Consider the following 24,365-nt stretch of genomic DNA (forward strand, 5'->3'; position numbering starts at 1 on the left):
TATTAGTGCGCGCCTTTCGCCTGCGCCACGATCTCTTCGACATTCTCAGGCATCGGTTCGTATGGCGTTTCTTTCGACGTAGGTTTGTCCTCTTTCAGTGCTGCCAGTGCAGTTTTGATGGAGAACAGACCCAGCACCACAACGACTACCATAAAGAAGATAGTGAGACCCGCATCCAGGCGGTTGTTAAACACCAACTGCGTCAGCTGCGACTGAGTGTACTGCGCCGGAATATTTCCGCTGTCGATCATCGCCTGGAACTTGTTAGCGATGGCGAGGAAGCCAATTTTCGCATCCGGGCTAAACGCTTTCTGCCAGCCGGCGGTCAGGGTACAAATCAGCAGCCAGGCCGTTGGCACCAGCGCCACCCACGCGTAGCGCTGACGTTTCATCTTGAACAGCACCACCGCGCAAAGCATCAACGCCATACCGGCCAGCATCTGGTTGGCGATACCAAACAGTGGCCACAGGGTATTAATACCACCCAATGGATCCACCACGCCCTGGTGCAAGAAGTAACCCCAGGCCAGCACACACAGCGCCGTTGCCAGCAGGTTCGCAGGCAGCGAATCGGTACGTTTCAGACCCGGTGACACCACGCCCAGCAGATCCTGCAGCATAAAGCGTGCGGCACGCGTACCGGCGTCTACCGCCGTCAGAATAAACAGGGCTTCAAACAGAATGGCGAAGTGATACCAGAACGCCACATCCATCATGCCGCCCAGCGCACCATGCAGAATATACGCCATGCCCACCGCCAGCGTCGGCGCACCGCCTGCGCGGGAGATAATGGATTGTTCGCCGACATCGTTCGCAATCTGATGCAGCGTATCAGGCGTGATAACAAAGCCCCAACTGCTCACAACCTGTGCCGCTGACGCAACCACATCGGTGGTTCCGGCAGGTGCCAGTACAGCCATCGGGCTGTTCATCGCAAAGTAGACGCCCGGGTCGATAACGCAGGCCGCCACCAGCGCCATAATGGCGACAAAGGATTCCATCAGCATCCCGCCGTAGCCAATAAAACAGGCCTGACCTTCATTCGCCAGCATCTTCGGCGTGGTGCCGGAGGCAATCAGCGCGTGGAAACCAGAGACCGCACCGCAGGCGATGGTAATAAACAGGAACGGGAACAGGTTACCGCTCCAGACCGGGCCTGTACCGTCAACAAACTTGGTCAGCGCAGGCATGGTCAGCGTCGGACGCATGATCAGAATCCCTACCGCCAGACCAACAATGGTACCGATTTTCAGGAAGGTAGAGAGATAATCACGCGGCGCCAGCAGCAGCCACACCGGCAGTACGGCGGCGACAAAGCCGTATCCCACCAGCATCCAGGTCAACTGTACGCCGGTAAAGTCAAAGTACGGTGCCCAGGTCGGGCTTTCAGCCACCCAGCCGCCGGAAATAATAGCAAACACCAGGAATACCAGACCGATGACCGACACTTCACCAATGCGGCCCGGGCGCAGATAACGCAGGTAAATCCCCATGAAGATCGCCAGCGGGATAGTAAAGGCGACGGTGTAGGTTCCCCACGGGCTGTGGGTCAGCGCTTTCACGACGATCATCGCCAGTACCGCGAGGATAATCACCATGATCATAAAACAGGCCACCAGCGCAATGACGCCCGCCGTTGGGCCCATCTCTTCTTTCACCAGTTCGCCAAGGGAACGACCATCGCGACGGGTAGAAACAAACAGCACCATAAAGTCCTGCACCGCCCCCGCCAGTACCACCCCGGCAAGCAGCCAGATCATACCCGGCAGATAGCCCATTTGCGCCGCCAGCACCGGTCCAACTAATGGACCCGCTCCAGCAATCGCCGCGAAATGGTGGCCAAACAACACTTTTTTATCGGTAGGAACATAGTCCAGACCATCGTTATGACGCACGGCAGGCGTCATACGCGTCGGGTCCAGCGCCAGTACATTTTTCGCGATGTACAGGCCGTAGAAACGGTAAGCGATAAGGTAGACACAGACCGACGCCACGACTATCCACAACGCGTTGATCTGTTCGCCACGATTTAATGCGATATAGCCGAGGGCAAATGCTCCCATAACGGAGAGCACTGTCCAGACGAGGTACTTCCCTGATTTATTCATACTTGGTTTTCCGTTGTCCTGGTCAGAGAGATGTTACATTTTGTTTCTATAACATCTTTTCTGAATTTAACAACCTGACAACCATGTAAACCCGAAGTATCACTGAGTATTTACATTGCATTGTTAACTGGATCACTTCATTTAGCCGTTAACCCTGCAATTTCATTTTACTTTGTCGGGCGACTTCACCCCATCACCGCAGTGCCTAAACGACAGGTGCAACAGCGTCGTCCCTGCTCATCAAAGATGACAATTTCCCAGCTTTGGCTCTGACGACCGAGGTGCAGCGGCTGGCAAACGCCGCGCACTTTCCCCTGCGCAACCGCCCGATGGTGCGTGGCGTTCAGTTCCGTACCCACCACACACTGCCCGTCGCGAGTCATCAGATAACCCGCCATCGAACCCAATGTTTCCGCCAGGGCCGCCGACGCGCCGCCGTGCAGCAGACCAAACGGCTGATGCGTCCGGCTATCCACCGGCATTTCGGCTTCCAGCACATCATCCCCCAGTCGGGTATAGACCATGCCTAAATGCGCCACCATCGTGTTCTGACTGGTGGCATTCAGTTCATCCAGCGTTAAATGACGTTTCCAGATCATCGTCATGCCCCCAGCGTGGAGCCGCCGTCCACCACGATATCCTGAAGCGTAATGTGGCTCGCCAGATCGGAAGCGAGGAATAAAATCGTGTTAGCGATTTCCTGTGGACGAGCGATTTTCCCCAGCGGAATGCCGAGCTTAAACTGCTCGCCAAACCCACGAATGCGCTGTTGCTCCGCGTCATCGCTGACCCACAACGTACGCTGCATGTCGGTGTCGGTCGAGCCTGGCGAAACCACATTGCAACGCACACCGCTGCCTGCCAGTTCAAGTCCGACGGTCAGTGCCAGGTTTTTCAGCGCGGCTTTTGACGCACCGTATGCGCTCATACCGATACGCGGCGTGTGCGCCGCATCCGACGCGACGGTCACGATTGCCCCGCCCTGCTGGCGACGAAACTGCGCCATCGTCTGCTGAAACAGATTGAACGCCCCACCAACGTTAACCGCAAACGTCTGCTGCCACTCCTCAATGCTCAGCGCATCGGTGGCCCCCATACGCAAAATACCCGCCGCATTGACCAACACATCCAACCGCTCGCGCGTTTGCAGGACGCGCTGACACACCTCAGCCACCTGTTCAGCATTCGCCACATCCAGCACTTCGGTGGCAAACGGGTAGTTATTCTGAGAAAATTCACGATCGAATCCTGTCACCTCAGCACCCGCTTTCACAAACGCCAGCGCCGTGGTGTAGCCAATCCCTTTTCCCGCGCCGGTTACCCAGACGGTTTTCCCTGCGAAGTCAAATCCAGACATTACTTCACCTCGCGAGAGAGCAGCGTCCACCAGGCGTCAATGGTCGGGTTTTTCGCCAGCATCACGAAGTCAATATCGCCATGAACCTTACGCCAGCGCGCCGCCAGCGCCATCATGCGCACGGAATCCAGTCCGTAGTCGATCAGGTTTTCGTCATCCATCGGTTCTTCGGACTCATCGAGCAGCGGCAGAATAACGCTGCGTAACGCATCTTTGCTGGCCGGTACCGGCGTCGGTAATAATTCCTGAGTCATCACCACACGCCCGGAGCGTCCCGCCACGTATTTCAGCGACATCAGATGTTCGTCACGGCTAAAGTCTGCCAACGCATCGGCAACCATAAACGGCTTGATGTCGCGCATAAAGGCGTCCGTTGCGGTGGTCATACAGCCAATATGCGCATACACGCCGGTAATGATCAGTTGATTACGTCCGGTTTCCTTAAGCATCTGTTCCAGCGGGGAGCGATGAAATGCGCTGTAACGCCATTTCACCAGAATGGTATCCGCTTCATCCGGCGCCAGCGCCTCAACGATTTTCTGCTGTTCCGGCGAACGCGTCAGTCCCGGTCCCCACATATCATTGAGCAGAGCGCGGTCTTCATCACTCTGTTCTTTCGGCTGAGCGGTGTAATACACCGGAATGTTATGCTCTTTGCAGTACTGACGCAGTGCGGCGATGTTAGCGACGACCTGCTCCATCATCGGGCAGTTATCGCCCCAAAAGCCGATAAAATAGTCCTGCATGTCGTGGATCAGCAGTGCGGCGCGTTCGGGGTCAAACGCCCAGTCCACTTTGTTCACCGGAACATCAAGCGCCGTGGGTAGCGCATAAGCCTGCAGTTTAGGAATTGCCATCTCTTATTCTCCTTCAGGCCAGTGAACGTGATGCCAGCCACTGACGTAATTGTTTTTTATCTACTTTCCCAACCGGAGTCAGCGGTAACGACTCAACACACTCTACGCGGTCAGGTAATTTAAATTCCGCTACGCCCTGTTCGCGTAGAAAACGACGCACCTGCACCGCTCGCAGCGGCTCTTTTACCACCAACCAGGCACAGCTTTTCTCGCCCATCAGTTCGTCATCCATACTGACCAGCGCGGCATGGATCACCATCGGGTGGCGCAGCAGCAGGTTTTCAATCTCTTCTGCAGCGATCTTCTCTCCACCGCGGTTGATCTGATCCTTCTCGCGTCCCTGGACGGTGATGTAGCCATCTCGATCGATGGCGATCAGATCGCCGGAGCAGTAAAAACCGTTGGCGTCAAAGGCGCTGGCATTGTGCTCAGGACTGTTGAAGTAACCGCGGAAGGTGTATGGGCCACGCGTCATCAGGCGCCCGGTTTCTCCCAGGGCTAAAGGGTTGCCGTCAGCGTCTGCTACCCAGACTTCATCATCGGGACACATCGGGCGGCCCTGGGTATTGATGATGCGTTCAGGACTGTCGTCCAGACGGGTGTAGTTCACCAGCCCTTCCGCCATGCCGAAGACCTGCTGCAGCTGGCAGCCAATCTCCGCCGGAATACGCGCCGCAAGCGAGGCGGAAAGCCGTGCCCCACCGACCTGTAGCAGCGTCAGCGAAGCCAATTGCGCATTGCTCCCCCACTCCGCAATTGCCTGCAGCCACAGGCTCACCGCTGGCGGCACTAGCGCCGTGACGTTAACCTGATGCTGTTCAATCAGAGGGAAGCACAGGGTGGCGCTCGGGTCAGCCGCCAGCACGACGGTGCCGCCAGCCAGGAATACCCCCAACGCGCCAGGCGAACTCATCGCGTAGTTATGCGCCGCCGGGATCGCGCATAAATAACGCGTTTCCCCGGTGAATCGGCAAATCTCATTGCTGCGACGCACGCTGTAGTAGTAATCGTTATGGGTACGAGGAATCAGCTTTGGCGTCCCGGTAGTCCCGCCTGAAAGCTGGAAATAGGCCACCTCATCAGCAGGCGATGGCGTGGCGGAAAAATCAGTCGCAGGCTGGCTTATCGCCGTTTGCAGATTGTGTTCGCCTTCGTCATTGCGCAGTTGCACCACGCGCACTGAATTGTGTTCAGCCACAAAAGCGTTAAGAAAATCGTCTCCGCTAAACAACGCATGCTGACGATCGGCAATCAGCAGCGCAGGTTCGATCTGTTTGGCATAGGCGTTAAGTTCGTTTCGCTGATGGCTGAATAATGCCAGCACCGGGGCTACACCCAGCTTGAGCAGCGCAAAGAAAGTGATATACAACTCAGCCACGTTGCCCAGTTGCACCAGCGCGGTTTCGCCGGGTTTGATCCCCTGACGGCGCAGGCTGCAGGCGAGATTGTCAGTGGCCTGATTCAGTTGGCGATAGCTCAGGTGGCGTTCGCCATCGATCACAGCCGTATGGTCGCTGTCGGCGTGACGGGTCAGAATGTCGGTCAGCGGCAAATCCTGCCAGTAACCTTTTTCACGATAGCGGCGGGCAAACTCCTCCGGCCAACGGGTGAAAGGAATACTCATTATCGCTCCTTAGAGGCCTGGTCAATAAGGCTCTTAATGCAGTCCAAAAACATTCAACATCGTGGAGAGTTTGGCTCCCGTTTCACGCCATTCCGCAACCGGGGACGAAGCCGGAACAATCCCGGCACCGGCAAAGAAACGTACCTGATTACTCAGCAGCTTCGCACAACGGATCGTCACCACCCATTCGCCGTTGCCTTGGGCATCACACCAGCCGACAATACCACCGAACAGTTCGCGATCGAACGGCTCCAGCTCGGCGATCAGTTTGCGCGCAACCTGATGCGGGAAGCCGCTCAGCGCAGGCGTCGGATGCAGCAGGCACGCGAGCGTCAGGGCGTTTTCTTGCGCGTTGGCTTTACCCTCAAACGGCGTGCCGAGGTGCCAGAGCGTAGGCGTGGTGACCAGTTGCGGAGAAGAAGGGAGTTGCAGTTCACGGCTTCGATCGCGCAGGACATTTTTCATGGCCTGCGTCACCAGTTCGTGCTCATGGCGATCCTTTTCGGACGCCAGCAGGCGGATGCCCGCCTCACGGTCCAGCACATCGTCCGGTTGACGTCGTGCCGAGCCTGCCAGCGGTAATGAGCTGAAACGATCGCCTTCTTTGCGTAACAGCAGTTCCGGACTGGCGCCAATCAATACGCCACCGTCTTCAAGGGGAACGTGAAAGTTGTAGCTCGCCGGATTTTGCGCCACCAGGCGCTCCAGCAGCGCCCCGCTGTCAATATTGGCATCAGCGGTGATATCGATCAGGCGTGACAACACCACTTTGTCGACTTCCGGGGTTGCCGTCAGCGCAGCCGCGCGAGCGACCATATCTTCAAAGAAGTTCTGTTCCGGGATCGATTTACGTTCAACAACGTTCAGCGACTGATGCGCGTTAAAGTAACGAGATGATTGCTGCTTCGCCGTTCGGGAGAACGTCTGCCACGACTGGGGAATAAACAGCGATGACGGCTGGCGGGTGTCAAAAGGAATCGCCCCGACCATGATGGGGTTAGCGATACCCTGCGCTTTGGCATCAGCAAACAGTGCATGCATTTTCTGTTGGAAAGGGCTGTCTGGCGAATCGCCATCAATTGCCGGTTCCGCATAGCGGGCGAAGCATCCTGACGTCGTAAAACTACGGTACGGCGACATAAAGAAAAAACTGTCGGGAGCGAGCGTCGGCATAGTCTGCGTTTTTTCCTCGGCCAGTGACGTTTCCATATCATCCTCCAAAAATGATAAAAGCTCTAATAATGATTATCATTTATATTTTCGGTCGCTAACCTAAAAGCAAAGCGGCGGTATGTCAACTCTTGTGGCAGCACAATGTGCGACTTTGGCTTGCATCCTTGCCCACTAACAATGAAAATGAGAAGCATTACTTATACTGATAACAGGATGCTGATTCGTGAGTCTCCCCTCTTTTTGCCGCACCGTGCTCTTACTGGCAGGTTTGTCTATTTCAGGAATTTCTTCAGGTTATGCCGCCGACTGGCCGCGTCAGGTTACCGACAGTCGTGGTACGCATACGCTGGAACATAAGCCGCAGCGAATTGTCTCCACCAGCGTCACCCTCACCGGCTCGCTGCTGGCAATTGATGCCCCGGTCATCGCCAGCGGCGCTACTACGCCGAACAATCGCATCGGCGATGCACAGGGCTTTTTACGCCAGTGGAGCGAAGTGGCAAAAGCGCGCAAACTGAGCCGCCTGTATATCGGCGAACCGAGCGCTGAGGCCGTGGCAGCGCAAATGCCGGATCTGATTCTGATCAGCGCCACCGGGGGAGATTCAGCCCTCGCGCTATACGATCAGCTGTCCACCATTGCGCCAACGCTCATCATTAATTACGACGACAAAAGCTGGCAGGCGCTGCTGACGCAGTTAGGTGAAATTACCGGTCAGGAGCAACAGGCGGCTGCGCGTATTGCCGAGTTTGATAAGCAACTGCAGGCGGTCAAGCAGCGTATTACCCTGCCGCCGCAACCGGTCAGCGCGCTGGTGTACACCGCTGCAGCGCACAGCGCCAACCTGTGGACGCCTGAGTCGGCGCAGGGCAAGCTGATGGAGCAGTTAGGTTTCACCCTGGCACCGCTGCCTGCCGGATTGCACACCAGCCAGAGTCAGGGCAAACGCCACGATATCATCCAGCTTGGCGGTGAGAACCTGGCGGCGGGCCTGAACGGCGAAGCGCTGTTCCTGTTCGCTGGCGACAACAAAGATGCCGACGCCATTTATGCTAATCCGCTGCTGGCACATCTGCCTGCCGTGCAGAATAAACGTGTTTACGCCCTGGGTACGGAAACCTTCCGTCTCGACTACTACAGCGCGACCCTGCTGCTGCAACGTCTGTCGGCACTCTTTTAATCGCCAGCGCCGGATACGGCTAACGCCTTATCCGGCCTATAAACCGTAGAGGACAACGCTATCCGGCATTCACAGGCATTTGTCGGAATCGGCGCACTTCTCCCAGCAACAGCAGCAGTAGCAGACCGACAATCACCAGCCCAAACCCACTTACGCTTGCCGAAGCAACCGGTGTCATCATCGCCCCCAATCCCCCTAACAGCGCCGCGCCGATCGCATCTCCTGTAACGTTCTGCGCAGTCCACAAACCGTTAATTCGCCCGAGCATCGCTTCTGGTGTCTGCGTCTGTAACAGGGTGTACTGCAACAAAGAGCTGACCGCACTCAGCCAGCCGAACAGCGCCAGGCAGACAACGCCAAGCTCCCAGACCGGCATCAACCCAAACAGACCGATAGCCAGGAACGAAGCCACGGTCGATACCAGCATGATCAGTCCCGGACGAATGCTGTGCGCCAGTTGTCCGCTGGTCAACGCGCCCACCGCCGCGCCAAGAGGAATGGCCGCATACAGCAGACCTATTTGCGCACTCGACATTTGCCAGTTAATCGCCAACGCGGGATACAACACGCGCACGGCGCTCGCCATAGTCAACAGACCGCCAAGCAGCGCAATGCCGCCAATCAGCGGGCTGGCAAGCAGAAAGCGAAATGCTGCCAGCAGCGATTTTAGCGGATGCTCGCGCGGCTGCGGCGGAGGCGGTAGCGCAGGAAGGCTCAGCAACGGCAGCAAGGTAATGAAAGTGCCCGCCGCCGCCAGACCGTAGTTCCACGCCACGCCACCGGTCGCGAGCAATACCCCGCCAAGCATCGGCGAAATAACCGAACCCAGACGTACCGTCAGCATGGTAATCGCCCCGGCCTGCATCAAATTCTCCCGCCCAACCAGCGCCGGTGTTGCCGCCAGCAACGCGGTCACGCCCAGCGAGGCAAAGAAACCGTCCCATAAGCCAAGCAAATAAATCGCCAGTAACGACGGTTCGGGCAGCAGCGCATTCAGACACAGACCAATAAAGCCGATTCCGCAGGTTCCACGAGCCAACAGGATCACTTTTTTACGCTCATAGCGGTCGGCCAGCACCCCGCCCACCATCAGACCAATAAACATTGCGCTGCCGGTCAACGTTACTGACAAACCGACCTGCCAGGTCGACTGGGTCATCATCTGGATCTGTACCGGAACCGCCACGCCGAGTAGCCCCAGAGAGACAATGGAAATAAAACGGGCGAGGAAGACGGCGCGAAATGCAGGGTGGGTCTTTAACAGGCTGAGATTGAGCAGCCAGGATTGTCGATTCATTACAGAGCCTTACCAGGTACTTTTTCAATATCCATTCGATGGCTGCACATGCTAACATATCCAAATAAGATCGATAACGATAATTACTATCATTATCAGGGAAGTTGATATGTCATGCTCTGTTTCCGCGACACGTGCCTTCGCCGTTCCCGGACTATTGTTATTACTTGTTCTCACCACGATATTAAGTCTGGTTATTGGCGCCAAGTCGCTACCTGCCTCCGTGGTGCTGGATGCACTTACCGGCAGTTGTCAAAGCGCTGATTGCACCATCGTGCTGGACGCGCGACTGCCGCGCACGCTGGCGGGGCTGCTCGCCGGTGGGGCGCTGGGTCTGGCTGGCGCATTAATGCAAACGCTCACGCGTAACCCTCTCGCCGATCCCGGCATTCTGGGCGTTAACTCCGGAGCCAGCTTCGCTATTGTGCTGGGAGCCGCGCTGTTCGGTTTTTCCTCTGCGCAAGAGCAACTGCTGATGGCCTTTTCCGGGGCGCTGGTCGCGTCGCTTATAGTGGCCTTTACCGGCAGCCAGGGCGGCGGGCAGTTAAGCCCGGTACGCCTGACGCTGGCGGGCGTTGCGCTGGGCGCGGTGCTGGAAGGATTATCCACCGGAATCGCCCTGCTCAACCCGGATGTCTACGATCAGTTGCGTTTCTGGCAGGCCGGTTCATTGGATATCCGCAGCCTGCAAACGCTGAAGGTCGTCCTGGTGCCGGTACTGATTGCCGCGGCTGTCGCGTTGTTCCTTAGCCGTGCTCTGAATAGCCTGAGCCTCGGGAGCGACACCGCCACCGCGCTTGGCAGCAAAGTCGCTCGCACGCAGTTTATTGGCCTGTTGGTGATTACCGTACTGTGCGGCAGTGCGACCGCGATTGTCGGCCCTATCGCCTTTATCGGCCTGATGATGCCGCATATGGCGCGCTGGCTGGTGGGGGCAGATCACCGTTGGTCGCTGCCCGTTACCCTGCTGGCAACCCCCTCTCTGTTGCTAATTGCCGATATCATCGGTCGCCTGATTGTCCCCGGCGAACTGCGCGTTTCAGTGGTCAGCGCATTTATCGGCGCGCCGGTGCTTATCTTTCTGGTACGCCGGAAACCGCGCGGGGGTGGCGCATGATGCACCTCTCCCGCCGCCTGATAGTCAGCAGCCTGCTGCTGGTTGTAGGTTGTCTCGCCGTTGGCTTGTGGAGCCTGCGTAGCGGCGTCGTGACGCTGGAAACCCAGCAAATTATTGCCGCCCTGCTTGGCGATGCGCCGCGCAGTATTACGCTGGTGGTGACCGAATGGCGTTTGCCACGCGTGCTGATGGCGCTATTGATTGGCGCAGCGCTCGGCGTGAGCGGTGCAATATTCCAGTCGCTGATGCGCAACCCGCTGGGCAGCCCGGATGTGATGGGTTTCAATACCGGTGCCTGGAGCGGTGTGCTGGTGGCAATGGTGCTGTTCGGACAGCATCTCACCGCTATCGCGCTTGCGGCCATGGTTGGCGGGGTCCTGACGTCTCTGGTGGTCTGGGCGCTCGCCTGGCGCAATGGTATCGACACCTTTCGGCTGATTATTATTGGGATCGGTATACGCGCCATGCTGGTTGCGTTCAACACCTGGCTACTGCTGAAGGCATCATTAGAAACCGCGCTGACCGCCGGACTGTGGAACGCCGGATCGCTCAATGGCCTGACCTGGGCCAAAACCTGGCCTTCTGCCCCACTGATTATCCTTATGCTGGTGTGCGCCACGCTGCTGGTGCGCCGGATGCGTTTACTGGAAATGGGTGATGACAGCGCCTGTGCGCTTGGCGTCAGCGTAGAGCGCTCACGTCTGATGATGATGCTGGTTGCGGTTGTACTGACCGCTGCCGCCACCGCGCTGGCTGGCCCTATCTCGTTTATTGCCCTTGTCGCCCCACATATCGCGCGGCGGATTAGCGGCACATCGCGCTGGGGATTAACCCTGTCGGCGCTGTGTGGCGCGTTGCTGCTGTTGATGGCGGATTTATGCGCCCAACAGCTGTTTATGCCTTATCAGCTTCCGGTGGGCGTTGTCACCGTAAGCCTCGGCGGTATTTATCTTATCGTCTTGTTAATTCAGGAGTCCCGCAAAAAATGATCGAATCAGTAGCCCGTTTGCGTGGCGACCAGTTAACGCTGGGTTATGGCAAATTTACCGTAGCGGAAAACCTCAATGTGTCGATTCCAGACGGTCACTTCACCGCAATTATCGGGCCAAACGGCTGCGGAAAATCAACGCTACTGCGCACGCTTAGTCGTCTGATGACGCCCGCGCACGGTAAGGTCTGGCTCGACGGCGAGCATATCCAGCACTATGCCAGCAAAGAGGTTGCTCGCAGAATAGGTTTGTTGGCGCAGAACGCCACCACGCCGGGTGATATTACGGTACAGGAGCTGGTTGCCCGTGGGCGCTACCCGCATCAGCCATTGTTTACCCGCTGGCGAAATGAGGATGAAATCGCGGTCTCAAACGCAATGCAGGCGACGGGAATCACTCATCTTGCGTCACAAAGTGTGGATACCCTTTCCGGTGGACAACGCCAGCGCGCATGGATTGCGATGGTGCTGGCGCAGGAAACGTCGATTATGCTGCTCGACGAACCTACCACCTGGCTGGATATCAGCCATCAGATCGATCTGCTAGAGCTGCTGAGTGAGCTAAACCGGGAGAAAGGGTATACGCTGGCCGCCGTTCTGCACGATCTTAATCAGGCGTGTCGCTATGCGACGCATCTGATTGCGCTGCGTGACGGAAAAATTGTTGCCGAGGGTGCGCCGAAAGAGATCGTCACCGCGCAGCTTATTGAAAAAATCTATGGTCTGCGCTGTATGATTATCGACGATCCGGTTGCCGGAACGCCGTTAGTGGTGCCGCTTGGGCGTACACCGAAAATTCATACCCAGTCATCTCTATAGGGATGACTACACGGGTCAGCGTTTAACACGCTGACCCGATGACGTTTATTGGATATTTTGGAGCAGGTCACGCATGACAGGCCCAATCTTCTCAAACGCTTCAGGAGTTATGATATCGACATGCGCGCAGTCCTGACGATATACATCCAGACTGGATATCCACGGTGACCAACTGCGTTCAGGACTGACCCCCGGCACTAAGGTGCGCTCAGCGACGAACAGCGTGGCGTGACCAGCAAACGGCACGCTGTGTGCCGTGGTGAGCAGGCGAACCGCATCGGCGTAGTTACCTTCGATAGCATTAAATAAGGCCTCTGACGCATTCCCCTGCTGCGCTGCCAGAAACGCTTCACGTTCACGCTCGATCTCGGCCAGTACCGCGGGATCCAACCCATTGGCCTCCTTTTCCTGCCAGTTTTGCGTTTCCGGCGGCCAGGTATCCAGCAGCCCCAGGAATGCAACTGTCTCTCCTCTGGCATGTAAGCGTGCGGCGATTCCCTGCGCCAACGTCCCCCCCAGCGAGTAGCCTAATAAATAATAGGGACCATGAGGCTGCTGGCTGAGCAGCGTTGCCAGGTGATGTTCGCATACCGCATCAAGGTTTTCCGCCGTCTGCATAGGGCCATCCGGTCGCGGCGACTGAATGCCAATAATCGACCACTGCGGACTGAGGTAACGCGACAGCACGCTAAACTGCCAGGCGAAACCCGACGCCGGATGGAAGCAAAACAGCGTTGGGCCATGACTTTCACGCAGCGGCAGCAGCGTTTCGAATCCCAGACGCTGCGACTGTTCATCATCATTGCTCTCCAGCAGTGCACTCAGTTGTTCAACAGTAGAAGCCACCATTATTTGCCCAGGCGTTACCTGACGCTCAAAAATCCGGCTCAACTGCGCTGCCAGCTTCATCGCCAGCAGCGAATGTCCGCCAAGCGCAAAGAAGTCAGCCTCTACGTCATTAACCTCGCAATCCAGCAAAGCCGCAAAAGACTGCGCGATGGCGGTTTCAGTCCCTGCTCGCGGCGCACGTCCTGACGTACGCGACGTCAACTGCGGCATCGGCAGCGCTTTACGATCCAGTTTACCGTTTGCACTCAGCGGCAGCTCCGCCAGTTGCAACAATACCGTCGGCACCATATGGGCAGGCAGTTTTTCACGCAGAGTTTCCCGCAATGCAGACGTATCCAACGGTAACCCCGATTGCGACACCAGATACCCCACCAACTGTCGCGCATCGCCGCCTGTCGCCGCCGCCTGGTTGAATACGCAGGCGTGGGCAACGGCATGTTCGACATCTGGCAGTTGCTGCATCACCCGATCAATCTCACCGAGCTCAATGCGCTGTCCGCGAATTTTAAGCTGGTCATCGCTGCGCCCGAGGTATTCCACTGCGCCATTCTCCAGCCAGCGCGCCACATCCCCGGTACGGTACATGCGTTCACCAGGGTTAAACGGATCGGCGATAAAGCGGCTCGCAGTTAGATCCGCTCGCCCGAGGTATCCTTGCGCCAGTTGGATCCCCGTCAGATAGAGATCACCTGCCACGCCAAAGGGCACCGGGCGCATCATGGCGTCCAGGATCCGTAAACCGGTATTCCATACCGGATAGCCAATCGGCACGCTATTGCCCGTTACGGCAGCGAGATCGTCCCCCCAGGCCGGATACCAGCTCACATCGACTGCCGCTTCCGTTGGCCCGTATAAATTGTGCAGTGGCGCATGAGTCAACTGTTCCCATTCGCGGCATAAATCTGCAGGTAAGGCTTCGCCGCTGCAGAATACCCGTTTCAGCGAGGCACAGCTCTCCCGCGCGGTTTCCGGCGTCAGTGAAGCAACAAAAGCGGCCAGCATAGAGGGAACAAAGTGCGTGGTCGTCACCCCTGACTGCGCAAAGAACTGCTGCATCGCCAGCGGATCGCGGTGCGCTTCAGGTTCTGCCATGACCAGTTTTGCCCCGGCAATAAACGGCCAGAAAAACTCCCATACCGAGACGTCAAAACTGCACGGCGTTTTTTGCGCCACCACATCATCCGCGGTCAGAGGATAGTGATTTTGCATCCACAGCAAACGGTTAACGATGGCTGTTTGCCCAACCATCACCCCTTTTGGTCTGCCGGTAGAACCGGAAGTAAAAATAATATAGGCCGTATGATTAGGTTGAGATAGCGCCAGCGGTGCAGCATCCTCTTCTGGCAGCGGCGCGTTGTAGCACAGACTTTCCAGCTCCGGAATATCGCTAAAGCGCGCCAGTTGCTCTTCGGTCGCGATCAACAATTTTGGCTTCGCGTCTTCGAGCATCATCCGCAGGCGATCGTCCGGGTATCCGGTATCCAATGGCAGCCAGGCGGCTCCCGCCTCAACAATACCGTGCAGCGCCAGCGTGAGGAACACGGAACGCGGTAATGCCACGGCAACGCTGTCACCAGGCTGTACGCCACGTTCGCGCAGGCGGCGCGCCAGCGCCACAACCTGTTGGCGCATTTCACGATAGCTAAACTGATAGCGGGCATCAGCCAGCGCCGGGGCATCCGGCGTTTTATCGGCCTGCTGTGCCACCAGCGCGCTCAGCGTGGTGGACGGGATCGCCACGGTCGTGTCGTTAATCTTCACCAGCCGCTCATGTTCTGTCGGCAACAGCATCCCGGCATCGCCGCAGCATAGCGACGGATTGTCGGCAAACTGCGCGATAAGCGCGGTTAAACGTGATGCATGTTGCGCCAACGTCGCGGCATCGTAGCGCTGTTTATTGGCCAGGATTTCAATACTCAGCCCGCCGTTTTCATCCGGGAACAGCGCCAGCTCCAGATCGTTCACCGGACCTGTCGCCAACGTATGGGTTTGCGCCTGAATGCCAGGAATATTCAGTTGATAGTCGAATATTTTCACGTTCAGTACCGGGCCAAACAGCGGTTCGGCACCGGCTGCGCGCCCGCTGTCGCGAACAATTTGCTCAGCATCATATCGCTGATGTCGGCGCATTTTCTTCAACTGTGCGGCCAGTCGTTGGGCAAGTGCAGGCAAGCTTTCTGCCGCATTCAACTGCACGCCAAATGGCAGGACGTTTAAAACCGGTCCGGTGGACGTGAGCGCCGCCGACCCCATACGCCGCATAAAGATAAACCCGGCGGCATATTCCATTCGGCTGCATAAACGTCCGAGCCACAGCGCCACCAGCGCAAGGGCCAGATCCGCACGCTGAACGTCTGGCATACGTGCCGCAAGCCGGCGAAACTCCCCTTCAGGCGCGGTTAACTTCAGACGAATAATATCCGCGCTGGCCGACCGCCCTGGCAGGGGTTTGTTAGACAGCGAAGCCGGAGGTGGGAGTTGCTTTCGCTGCTCGGTCCAGAAGGCGCCGTCGCGTTGCCAGGCATCGCTTTGCCGATACTGTTGATACTCTTCCACCACCTCAGAAAATGGCGTAAAAGGTGATTCCGGCGTGGGCTCGCCATGCAGCCATGCGCGGTAAATTGCGGCTATCTGGCGGGTAATGGCAGGGAAACTGAAGCCATCAACCAGCAGATGATGGTAACGCTGATACCAATACCAACGCTTTTCTCCCACCTGAATGAGCAGGTGAAAAACCAGCGGCTTAGTGCCATCAGCACGGATGTCCTGCTGCAGGTCTGCCTGCATCAAGGCGCGCGCTGCCGCATGCGGATCGGATTTTTCGCGCAGATCGATAATTTCTGGTGGCGCAAAGGCAAGCGCAGAGTCTACCCATTGCCAGACCTCGCCGTTATCTTCGCTAAACCGCATCCGTAGGGTATCGGCCTGCTGTAGACCCGCCACTACCGCTTTCGCCAGCAACGGTGCGTCCAGTTCGCCGGTTAATTCTACGTAGTGCGCCACGCTCCACGCTGAGGGCAATGTGGAGAGTTTTTCTGCCATCCAGATCCCCGGCTGAGCCGCAACTAACGGTAAACGTTGAGTCATGGAGCCTCCTGCACATCGACGTAGTTCGCTGGCGTCAGCGTGGTCCAGTTTGCATCCAGCCATTGCTGGCAGGCTTCCTGTGATTGGGGTTCGCACGCGACCGTCCAGCCTGCAGGAAGTGAGCATTGCTGCGGCCAAAGGCTAAACTGACGTTGGGGATTTTGCAGAATGTAAAACTGGCCCTGCGGATTATCGAAGGGGTTACTGAATTCCATACTCAACTCCTGTCGTGGAACATCGTCCGGTTAAATCGTGTCGGTAAGCGGTTGCCAGAGCGTGATCAGCCCTTGCATCAGTCCGCCGCGCCAGCAAAGCGCATCGTGTCCACCATCAACCTGACGCCAGAAAATAGACTGTGGTGCAGAGGGTAACTGGGCATAAAGCGCCTGATTTGCGCGATAAATAATGGGCTCGCGGATCCCGGCTTCCAGGACAATACGCAGCCCCTGGGCGCTTATCTTTCCGCTCTTCAGTTGCTCAACGATCGCACCATCCTGATGACCACCACGATGCGGCCACCAATAAGAGCCCGACTGGCTGAGCACGCAGCCAAAGCGCGCGGGCCAGTTCAGCCCGGCATACAGCGATGACAGCCCGCCAAAACTTTGCCCGGCGACGACGGTACGCTGCGGGTCGTCACTGAACGCGGTCGTGGTCTTCACCAGCGGCAATAACTCCTGCTGTACCGCCAACCAAAAATCCGCATTACACGGCAATTCGCGGCTGCGGTGAGCCGTGTCGATGGTATCAATCAGGAGATAAACGGCGGGCGGGAGGTGTCCGCGATGGGTGAGTGAAGTCAGCGCAGGCCAGACCGGCATACTTTGTGCCCAAAACTGTCCGTCCAGCAGGATAGCCAGCGGACGCGCTTCCGGCTGAGCTTCACCAGTGGTAAACACCCACACGCGGCGTGTATTGCCGAGTCTTGCGCTACGCCATTGCAGGCAAACTGCGGGCGAGTCGGGGTTTTCAGGTCGATCCCATCCCGGTTGTACGGGTGCATCAGGCATTTCCAGTGCAGACACCGCATGGCCACGACCGCCCTGCCAGCTCTGCGGATTGAGGGGATCGGCAATAGCCTGCGGCAACAATTGCCGCCAGCCTTCACGCAGCACGGTTCGGTCAGGCGCTTCGCCCGGCGTCTGCGCGGCAAAAATATCATTTCGTTCTGTTGGGATAAAACAGTAACTGCCGCGCCAGTTGGCGCTGAGGGAAACACTCCAGCACCAAACATTTGTTCCGTCAATGCGTTGCATCGACTGCGGGGTGGCATTTTGATGGTGGTCGGTGACGCCGGTGATATAGACCCATACGCGGTGAATGGCTGACTCTTTTTCCGTTCCCTGCGGGTCGCGCCACCAGAAGGTTACCCGATAATTTCCGTTGTCTTCACGCTCCCACTCCGGGCCTTTTTTTGACTGCCACCACGCCTCGCTTCCCATCTTTAACGTCGTCACCGCCATAACCCCATGTTTATTGTCAAATTTTATGATCTAGCGTGAAATATATTGATAATATTATTGATAACTATTTGCATTTGCAATAGCGTATTGTCGCGCTGTGGGAAGCGCGCACAGTTTTTCACCACTTATAAACCGGCCTGGCGCTGCGTACTTTTTCTGGAAGGGAGGGTTTACGCGGATGCGGGCGACATCAGACCAAATGCCGCACCACGGCACATTGGTACTCGTGGCTAAAAGAACAGCAGGACATACAATGAACAACAAGATTCATTCACTGGCCTTATTGGTCAATTTAGGGATTTACGGGGTAGCCCTGCCAGCGATGGCAGAAGATCAAACCGATAGCGCCGCTGTCTCTCATGAAGACACCATCGTGGTTACCGCCGCCCAGCAGAACCTGCAGGCACCGGGCGTTTCAACCATTACCGCTGATGAAATTCGTAAGAATCCTCCCGCTCGCGATGTGTCGGAAATCATCCGTACCATGCCAGGCGTCAACCTGACCGGTAACTCAACCAGCGGTCAACGCGGCAACAACCGCCAAATCGATATTCGCGGCATGGGGCCGGAAAACACCCTGATTCTGATCGACGGCAAACCGGTAACCAGCCGTAACTCTGTGCGTCAGGGCTGGCGCGGCGAGCGTGATACCCGCGGTGATACCGCCTGGGTGCCACCAGAAATGATCGAACGTATTGAAGTGCTGCGCGGTCCTGCCGCGGCACGCTATGGCAACGGTGCGGCTGGCGGCGTGGTGAATATCATCACCAAAAAAGGCAGCAACGAATGGCACGGCTCCTGGGATACCTATTTCAACGCCCCGGAACATAAAGACGAAGGTTCGACCAAACGCACCAACTTTAGCCTGAACGGTCCGCTGGGCGGGGATTTCAGCTTCCGTTTGTACGGTAATCTCGATAAAACCCAGGCCGACGCGTGGGATATCAACCAGGGTCATCAGTCAGAACGTACCGGCACGTATTCAAATACTTTACCGGCCGGTCGTGAAGGGGTGATCAACAAAGACATTAACGGCGTGGTTCGCTGGGATTTCGCCCCGCTCCAGTCACTGGAACTGGAAGCTGGCTATAGCCGTCAGGGCAACCTGTATGCGGGCGACACTCAAAACACCAACACCAACCAACTGGTGAAAGATAACTACGGGAAAGAGACCAACCGTCTTTACCGCCAGAACTACTCTCTGACCTGGAACGGCGGCTGGGATAACGGCGTCACTACCAGTAACTGGGTGCAGTATGAACATACGCGTAACTCCCGTACGCCGGAGGGCCTGGCGGGGGGTACCGAAGGGATTTTCGACCCGAATGCGTCACAAAAATACCTCGACGCCGACCTGAGTGACGTCATGCTGCACAGTGAAATCAGCATTCCGTTAGATCTGCTGGTTAACCAAAATCTGACGCTCGGTACCGAATGGAACCAGCAGCGCATGAAGGACATGTTGTCCAATTCGCAGACCTTTATGGGCGGTGATATTCCAGGGTCCAGCAGCACCAACCGCAGCCCGTACTCAGACGCAGAGATTTTCTCTCTGTTTGCTGAAAACAACATGGAACTGACCGACAGCACCATGCTGACGCCAGGTTTGCGTTTCGATCATCACAGCATTGTGGGCGATAACTGGAGTCCGTCCCTGAACCTTTCCCAAGGTCTGGGCGATGACTTCACCCTGAAGATGGGGATTGCGCGCGCCTATAAAGCGCCAAGCCTGTATCAGCTCAACCCGAACTACATTCTGTACAGTAAAGGTCAGGGTTGCTACGCCACCGGCTCCGCGACCGGTATTGGTTGCTATATGATGGGCAACGATGATCTGAAGGCCGAAACCAGTATCAACAAAGAGATTGGTCTGGAGTTCAAACGCGACGGCTGGCTGGCTGGGGTAACCTGGTTCCGCAACGATTACCGTAACAAGATTGAAGCAGGTACGGTCCCGTTCGACAGAACGTCTATCACCAACAAAGGGAAAACGACTTATACCGATATCTATCAGTGGGAAAACATTCCTAAAGCGGTAGTTGAAGGTCTGGAAGGGACGTTGAACGTGCCGGTTAGCGAAACCGTTAACTGGACTAACAACATCACCTACATGCTGCAAAGTAAGAATAAAGAGACCGGCGAGCGTCTGTCGATTATTCCTGAATACACGCTGAACTCGACCCTGAGCTGGCAGGCACGTGAAGATCTGTCATTGCAATCCACCTTCACCTGGTACGGCAAACAGCAGCCGAAAAAATACGATTACCAGGGTAAACCCGTTACCGGTAGCTCGGCCAGTGAAGTCAGCCCATACAGCATCGTAGGCCTGAGTGCGACCTGGGATGTGACGAAAAACGTCAGCCTGACCGGCGGCGTGGATAACGTCTTTGACAAACGTCTGTGGCGTGAAGGGAATGCCCAGACCACGGGCGATATCGTGACCGGGAACTATATGGCGGGCGCAGGCGCGCACACCTATAACGAACCGGGCCGGACGTGGTTCATGAGCGTTAACACACACTTCTGATAACGTTTTTCCCTCTCCTCGCTGCGGGGAGAGGGAAACCGTAAGAAATCATGCACACAACGCACATCCCGCTCCCTTTCGCAGATCATACGCTGCACATTGTCGAATTTGATCCCGACACTTTCCATGAGCACGACCTGCTCTGGCTTCCCCACCACACTCAGCTCCACTCCAGTGGGCGTAAGCGTAAAGCTGAGCATTTAGCGGGGCGTATTGCCGCAGTCCACGCACTGCGTGAATTTGGCCACAAAACCGTGCCCGGCATCGGTGTGCAACGCCAACCATTGTGGCCGCAGGATCTGTTTGGCAGCATCAGCCATAGCGCAACAACGGCGCTGGCGGTCGTATCAACGCATCCCATTGGGCTGGATATAGAAGCTATTTTTACACCACAAACCGCAGTTGAGCTGGCTGATGGCATTATTGATAACCACGAACATCAGATTTTGCAGCATACCTGCCTGCCCTTTCCGCTCGCCTTAACCCTGGTATTCAGCGCAAAGGAGAGCCTGTATAAGGCGTTTTCCAATCAGGCATCGGGGCTACCAGGTTTCACCAGCGCAAAAATCACCGCACTCACGACTCAGCAATTAACATTACAAATCATGCCGTCATTTTCGGCAAACCTCGGCAATCAAGAAGTTAACGTTCATTGGTTTCAGCGTGATAAAAATATCGTGACGCTATTTCCATTCTCACCATCAGGATCGTGATCCTTTTCTCTTTTTAAGAAATTAGCTGCGCAAATCGTAGACAGTTCGATTATCTCGACTTATCGTTAACTTGAATAATAAATCATATTTGAATAAATATTCAAAGTGGAGAAAGAGATGAACAAGACCTTGATTAAATCCGTATTACTGGCCTCGATCCTTACCACATCGGGTTCGCTGTATGCTGCCGACAACGGACTGATTGCGATTATTACCCCTTCTCACGATAACCCGTTTTTTAAAGCCGAAGCCGACGGTGCAGTCGCCAAAGCAAAAGAGCTGGGATACGCCACGCTGGTTGCCTCTCATGATGATGACGTCAATAAACAAAACCAACTGATTGAGACTGCTATTGCTCGTAAAGCGAAAGCGATCATTCTCGATAATGCGGGTGCAGATGCCACCGTAGGGCCGCTGGAAAAAGCCAAAGCAGCGGGTGTAGCTGCTTTTCTGATCGATCGCGAAATCAATAAAACCGGTATCGCGGTGGCGCAAATCGTGTCGAATAACTATCAAGGCGCACAGCTCGGCGCAGAGAAGTTCGCCAGGTTACTGGACGGAAAAGGGAAGTACGTTGAACTGCTGGGACGTCAATCCGACACCAACGCCCATGTACGCTCGCAGGGGTATCACGATGTACTCGATGACTATCCGGACATGAAAATGGTAGCCCAGCAGACGGCAAACTGGAGCCAAACCGAAGCCTTTACCCGAATGGAAGCCATTTTGCAAACCAACCCAGATATCGTAGGCGTGATCTCAGGTAACGACACTATGGCGCTGGGTGCAGAAGCCGCATTAAAAGCAGCGGGGAAAAATAATGTCATCGTGGTCGGTTTTGATGGCAGCGACTACACCCGCGATTCAATCATTAATAAAAGCAATATTAAAGCGACAGTACTGCAGCCCGGCTGGCAACAGGCACAAATGGCTGTTGAGCAGGCGGATTACTATCTGAAAAACGGCAAAGCCCAGAAAGAAGAAAAACAGCTCATGGATTGCGTGCTGATTGACGAAACCAATGCCAGCAAGCTGAACAAGTTCAACCTGAGCCACTAAGCGGAGGCACTATGTCGTTAACACAATGGGGTGCCGCGCTGGTTGGATGCGCCACCCTGTTGCTGACGGCCTGTACGGTAGTTGACCTCGACGAAAACGGCAAACCAATTATCCCGGCCGATCCTCAGGCCAAAGCCAGTTTCGACAACCAGACTCCCGATCAGATCGCGCAACAAACCTGGCAATCCCGCGTCCTGGAAGCGGCACAGCAACATGTTCTGGATGCTTCAGCGCTGACCACTCGCCTGAAGGCCCCCTCACCCGCTCCCGAAAGCGTGTTTGTACGCCTGACCAGCCAGATTGATAGCGTCGACACCACCAATGGGCGAGAGCACACCATCGTGGTGAGGGTCAATGATATGCCCGTCACGATTCAGATTGGCCCGGTAATGCGTGGCAATGCTATTCGCGATGCCAGTGGTTTCAAGTTTGAAGATTTTACTAACCAGGTTCAGTTTGCCCAACTGTCACGGGCTTATAACCGTGAAGCGGCGAAACAGTTACCCGCCGTAGACACTAGCTGGCAAGGGAAAACTGCCACGGTGCTGTTTGCCGTGACGTTGAATGCTGGAAAAGCGGAAAACGCAGCAGCACTGACGCTGGAACAGGAGGCTCACTAATGCGCAATACCTCAGCTGATGACATCATCCTGCGCACGCATGCCATTTCAATGCTGTTTCCCGGCACAATTGCGCTGGACAGCGTCGATTATCAGGTCTGGCGTGGCAAGGTGAATGTGATTATTGGTGAGAATGGTGCGGGGAAATCGACGTTGATGAAGATCCTCGCTGGCGTTCAGCAACCCAGTAGCGGTGAGATGTCGCTCAATGGAAATCCCGTGCGCTTTGCCAGCACCCGGGATGCTGCGGCACATGGAATTGGTATGGTGCATCAGGAGTTAAACCTGTTTGAGAACCTCACCGTCGCGGAAAACATTTTCCTCGGTCGGGAGATTCAAAAAGGCATGGCCCCCATTAATGAGGCCGAGCAAGAGAAACGCACCGCGGAATTATTAACCCGGCTCGATCAGCCGATATCACCGCGCGACCTGGTTGGCAATCTCAAAGTAGGGCAGCAACAGCTGGTCGAAATCGCCAAAGCACTGGCTGAAGATGCAGATATCCTGATTCTTGATGAACCCACCTCAGCGCTCAGTAAAACTGAAGTCGAGATTCTGTTTCGCGTGATCCGTGAACTTACTCGCCAGGGCGTGTCGATAATCTATATCTCCCATCGCCTCGAAGAATTGATGGCAATTGGCGATGTGATCACTATTTTACGCGATGGTAAATTTCAAGCCGAAGCCAAGGTTAGCGACATCGATGTCCCGTGGATTGTGCGCGAGATGTTGGGCAGTGATCCGGTAAGCAACTTTCTCGAACCCGGCCGCACGTTTGGAGCTCCGGTTCTGGAAGCAGAACATATCACCTGCGTGAATACCGCTGGCAGCGCAGTCGTCAATGACGTCACCTTTAACGTTCATGCCGGTGAAATTGTCGGTATCTATGGACTTATGGGGGCTGGGCGAACCGAATTGTTCGAGTGCTTGTTAAGTACTGAGCGCAACTACCTCGGAAAACTGTGGCTCGACAGCAAACCGGTCCCGCAGCGCTTAACCACCGCCGATCGCATCCGTATGGGAATGAGTCTGGTGCCGGAGGATCGCAAGCGCACAGGGATTTTCCCCATTTCATCCGTCGCCACCAATCTGACCATTGCCAGCCTTTGGCGGCGTCTGCAACGTGGCTTTGCCATTGCCCGCAAAGATGAAGAGGCCGTGGTCGCCAGCACAATTGGCAATCTGTCGATAAAAGTCTCCTCGCCAGAGGTTGAAATTCAGGCGCTGAGCGGGGGGAACCAGCAAAAAGTGGTGATTGGTCGCTCTCTGCTCACCAATCCCAAAATTCTATTTCTTGACGAACCCACACGCGGCATCGATGTCGGGGCGAAAGCCGATGTGTTCCGCATGATGGTCCAGCTTTCCCAGCAGGGTATTGCTGTGGTCTTCTCCACCTCAGATTTAAAAGAAATTATGGCGGTTTCTGACCGCATTCTGGTGATGTCCGGCGGCAAGCTAACTGCCGATATCGCCCGCGATCGTGCCGAAGAATCGGCGCTGGTAACCGCAAGTGCTCAGGGGTTCTGAT

General features: G+C 56.0%; 19 protein-coding genes. 9 read left to right on the forward strand and 10 right to left on the reverse strand.

Going from position 1 to position 24,365, the window contains the following annotated elements; translation table 11 throughout:
• Positions 1-2: 2 nt before the first annotated feature.
• From cstA to entC, 6 genes are all read right to left on the reverse strand, one after another.
• Positions 3-2,108, reverse strand: a complete 2,106-nt coding sequence (gene cstA / locus OGW44_RS17810; RefSeq protein WP_016152202.1) for a pyruvate/proton symporter CstA — start codon at positions 2,106-2,108, stop codon at positions 3-5.
• Positions 2,109-2,293: 185 nt separating this feature from the next.
• Entirely contained in the window at positions 2,294-2,707 is a 414-nt protein-coding gene (entH, locus tag OGW44_RS17815) for a proofreading thioesterase EntH (RefSeq protein ID WP_029139447.1), read from the reverse strand.
• Positions 2,708-2,709: 2 nt separating this feature from the next.
• Complete coding sequence (gene entA, locus OGW44_RS17820) at positions 2,710-3,465, reverse strand: 2,3-dihydro-2,3-dihydroxybenzoate dehydrogenase EntA (RefSeq protein ID WP_016155947.1); 756 nt, start codon at positions 3,463-3,465, stop codon at positions 2,710-2,712.
• On the reverse strand, positions 3,465-4,322 hold the full coding sequence (locus tag OGW44_RS17825; RefSeq protein ID WP_019076241.1) for an isochorismatase: 858 nt from the start codon (positions 4,320-4,322) through the stop codon (positions 3,465-3,467). Before OGW44_RS17825 ends, entA begins: the two co-directional genes overlap by 1 nt.
• 13 nt (positions 4,323-4,335) lie before the next feature.
• Complete coding sequence (gene entE, locus OGW44_RS17830) at positions 4,336-5,946, reverse strand: (2,3-dihydroxybenzoyl)adenylate synthase EntE (protein ID WP_095715179.1); 1,611 nt, start codon at positions 5,944-5,946, stop codon at positions 4,336-4,338.
• 33 nt (positions 5,947-5,979) lie between these two features.
• The gene (gene entC / locus OGW44_RS17835; RefSeq protein WP_185654263.1) at positions 5,980-7,155 is read right to left on the reverse strand and encodes an isochorismate synthase EntC; all 1,176 of its coding nucleotides are present in this window, start codon (positions 7,153-7,155) and stop codon (positions 5,980-5,982) included.
• Positions 7,156-7,342: 187 nt separating this feature from the next.
• Here entC and fepB point away from each other — a divergent pair, with 187 nt between their 5' ends.
• The gene (fepB, locus tag OGW44_RS17840) at positions 7,343-8,299 is read left to right on the forward strand and encodes a Fe2+-enterobactin ABC transporter substrate-binding protein (RefSeq protein WP_016155944.1); all 957 of its coding nucleotides are present in this window, start codon (positions 7,343-7,345) and stop codon (positions 8,297-8,299) included.
• A gap of 58 nt (positions 8,300-8,357) precedes the next feature.
• Here fepB and entS read toward each other — a convergent pair whose 3' ends face one another.
• A complete protein-coding gene (gene entS, locus OGW44_RS17845) occupies positions 8,358-9,596 on the reverse strand; it encodes an enterobactin transporter EntS (RefSeq protein ID WP_185654262.1) in 1,239 nt (412 codons plus the stop codon).
• 109 nt (positions 9,597-9,705) lie between these two features.
• Here entS and fepD point away from each other — a divergent pair, with 109 nt between their 5' ends.
• From fepD to fepC, 3 genes are read left to right on the forward strand one after another with little or no spacing between them, the layout of a single operon-like run.
• Positions 9,706-10,713, forward strand: a complete 1,008-nt coding sequence (fepD, locus tag OGW44_RS17850; protein ID WP_109017281.1) for a Fe(3+)-siderophore ABC transporter permease — start codon at positions 9,706-9,708, stop codon at positions 10,711-10,713.
• Positions 10,710-11,702, forward strand: a complete 993-nt coding sequence (gene fepG / locus OGW44_RS17855) for an iron-enterobactin ABC transporter permease (protein ID WP_016152193.1) — start codon at positions 10,710-10,712, stop codon at positions 11,700-11,702. Before fepD ends, fepG begins: the two co-directional genes overlap by 4 nt.
• On the forward strand, positions 11,699-12,520 hold the full coding sequence (fepC, locus tag OGW44_RS17860; protein ID WP_016152192.1) for an iron-enterobactin ABC transporter ATP-binding protein: 822 nt from the start codon (positions 11,699-11,701) through the stop codon (positions 12,518-12,520). Before fepG ends, fepC begins: the two co-directional genes overlap by 4 nt.
• 45 nt (positions 12,521-12,565) lie before the next feature.
• Here fepC and entF read toward each other — a convergent pair whose 3' ends face one another.
• Genes entF through fes form a run of 3 tightly spaced genes read right to left on the reverse strand, consistent with a single transcriptional unit; the run spans position 12,566 to position 17,919 of the window.
• Positions 12,566-16,456 carry an enterobactin non-ribosomal peptide synthetase EntF gene (gene entF, locus OGW44_RS17865; RefSeq protein ID WP_185654261.1) on the reverse strand — a complete coding sequence of 1,297 codons (3,891 nt, stop codon included), beginning with the start codon at positions 16,454-16,456 and terminating at the stop codon, positions 12,566-12,568.
• The gene (locus OGW44_RS17870; RefSeq protein ID WP_016152190.1) at positions 16,453-16,671 is read right to left on the reverse strand and encodes an MbtH family protein; all 219 of its coding nucleotides are present in this window, start codon (positions 16,669-16,671) and stop codon (positions 16,453-16,455) included. The genes entF and OGW44_RS17870 overlap by 4 nt, the downstream gene beginning before the upstream one ends.
• Before the next feature lie 30 nt (positions 16,672-16,701).
• Complete coding sequence (gene fes, locus OGW44_RS17875; protein WP_016152189.1) at positions 16,702-17,919, reverse strand: enterochelin esterase; 1,218 nt, start codon at positions 17,917-17,919, stop codon at positions 16,702-16,704.
• Positions 17,920-18,172: 253 nt separating this feature from the next.
• Here fes and OGW44_RS17880 point away from each other — a divergent pair, with 253 nt between their 5' ends.
• From OGW44_RS17880 to OGW44_RS17900, 5 genes are all read left to right on the forward strand, one after another.
• Positions 18,173-20,446, forward strand: a complete 2,274-nt coding sequence (locus tag OGW44_RS17880; protein WP_016155941.1) for a TonB-dependent siderophore receptor — start codon at positions 18,173-18,175, stop codon at positions 20,444-20,446.
• A gap of 50 nt (positions 20,447-20,496) precedes the next feature.
• The gene (gene entD, locus OGW44_RS17885; RefSeq protein WP_047358067.1) at positions 20,497-21,159 is read left to right on the forward strand and encodes an enterobactin synthase subunit EntD; all 663 of its coding nucleotides are present in this window, start codon (positions 20,497-20,499) and stop codon (positions 21,157-21,159) included.
• A 117-nt stretch (positions 21,160-21,276) separates the two neighbouring features.
• Positions 21,277-22,218, forward strand: a complete 942-nt coding sequence (locus tag OGW44_RS17890) for a D-ribose ABC transporter substrate-binding protein (RefSeq protein WP_016152186.1) — start codon at positions 21,277-21,279, stop codon at positions 22,216-22,218.
• Between the two features lie 11 nt (positions 22,219-22,229).
• A complete protein-coding gene (locus OGW44_RS17895; protein ID WP_016152185.1) occupies positions 22,230-22,838 on the forward strand; it encodes a DUF2291 family protein in 609 nt (202 codons plus the stop codon).
• Positions 22,838-24,364, forward strand: coding sequence for a sugar ABC transporter ATP-binding protein (locus OGW44_RS17900; protein ID WP_185654260.1), 1,527 nt, complete (start codon positions 22,838-22,840; stop codon positions 24,362-24,364). Before OGW44_RS17895 ends, OGW44_RS17900 begins: the two co-directional genes overlap by 1 nt.
• Position 24,365: the final 1 nt, after the last annotated feature.

It is taken from the genome of Citrobacter sp. Cb023, assembly GCF_030336805.1.
Classification (GTDB): Bacteria; Pseudomonadota; Gammaproteobacteria; order Enterobacterales; family Enterobacteriaceae; genus Citrobacter; species Citrobacter braakii.

Bases quoted from the DNA above. Each gene is read 5' to 3' on its own strand.
- entD (WP_047358067.1), top strand. From the start codon at position 20,497: ATGCACACAACGCACATCCCGCTCCCTTTCGCAGATCATACGCTGCAC.
- entF (WP_185654261.1), bottom strand. From the start codon at position 16,456: ATGACTCAACGTTTACCGTTAGTTGCGGCTCAGCCGGGGATCTGGATG.
- OGW44_RS17880 (WP_016155941.1), top strand. From the start codon at position 18,173: ATGAACAACAAGATTCATTCACTGGCCTTATTGGTCAATTTAGGGATT.
- OGW44_RS17870 (WP_016152190.1), bottom strand. From the start codon at position 16,671: ATGGAATTCAGTAACCCCTTCGATAATCCGCAGGGCCAGTTTTACATT.
- entS (WP_185654262.1), bottom strand. From the start codon at position 9,596: ATGAATCGACAATCCTGGCTGCTCAATCTCAGCCTGTTAAAGACCCAC.
- entC (WP_185654263.1), bottom strand. From the start codon at position 7,155: ATGGAAACGTCACTGGCCGAGGAAAAAACGCAGACTATGCCGACGCTC.
- OGW44_RS17825 (WP_019076241.1), bottom strand. From the start codon at position 4,322: ATGGCAATTCCTAAACTGCAGGCTTATGCGCTACCCACGGCGCTTGAT.
- entH (WP_029139447.1), bottom strand. From the start codon at position 2,707: ATGATCTGGAAACGTCATTTAACGCTGGATGAACTGAATGCCACCAGT.
- fes (WP_016152189.1), bottom strand. From the start codon at position 17,919: ATGGCGGTGACGACGTTAAAGATGGGAAGCGAGGCGTGGTGGCAGTCA.
- OGW44_RS17890 (WP_016152186.1), top strand. From the start codon at position 21,277: ATGAACAAGACCTTGATTAAATCCGTATTACTGGCCTCGATCCTTACC.
- entA (WP_016155947.1), bottom strand. From the start codon at position 3,465: ATGTCTGGATTTGACTTCGCAGGGAAAACCGTCTGGGTAACCGGCGCG.
- OGW44_RS17895 (WP_016152185.1), top strand. From the start codon at position 22,230: ATGTCGTTAACACAATGGGGTGCCGCGCTGGTTGGATGCGCCACCCTG.
- entE (WP_095715179.1), bottom strand. From the start codon at position 5,946: ATGAGTATTCCTTTCACCCGTTGGCCGGAGGAGTTTGCCCGCCGCTAT.
- fepD (WP_109017281.1), top strand. From the start codon at position 9,706: ATGTCATGCTCTGTTTCCGCGACACGTGCCTTCGCCGTTCCCGGACTA.
- cstA (WP_016152202.1), bottom strand. From the start codon at position 2,108: ATGAATAAATCAGGGAAGTACCTCGTCTGGACAGTGCTCTCCGTTATG.
- fepG (WP_016152193.1), top strand. From the start codon at position 10,710: ATGATGCACCTCTCCCGCCGCCTGATAGTCAGCAGCCTGCTGCTGGTT.
- OGW44_RS17900 (WP_185654260.1), top strand. From the start codon at position 22,838: ATGCGCAATACCTCAGCTGATGACATCATCCTGCGCACGCATGCCATT.
- fepC (WP_016152192.1), top strand. From the start codon at position 11,699: ATGATCGAATCAGTAGCCCGTTTGCGTGGCGACCAGTTAACGCTGGGT.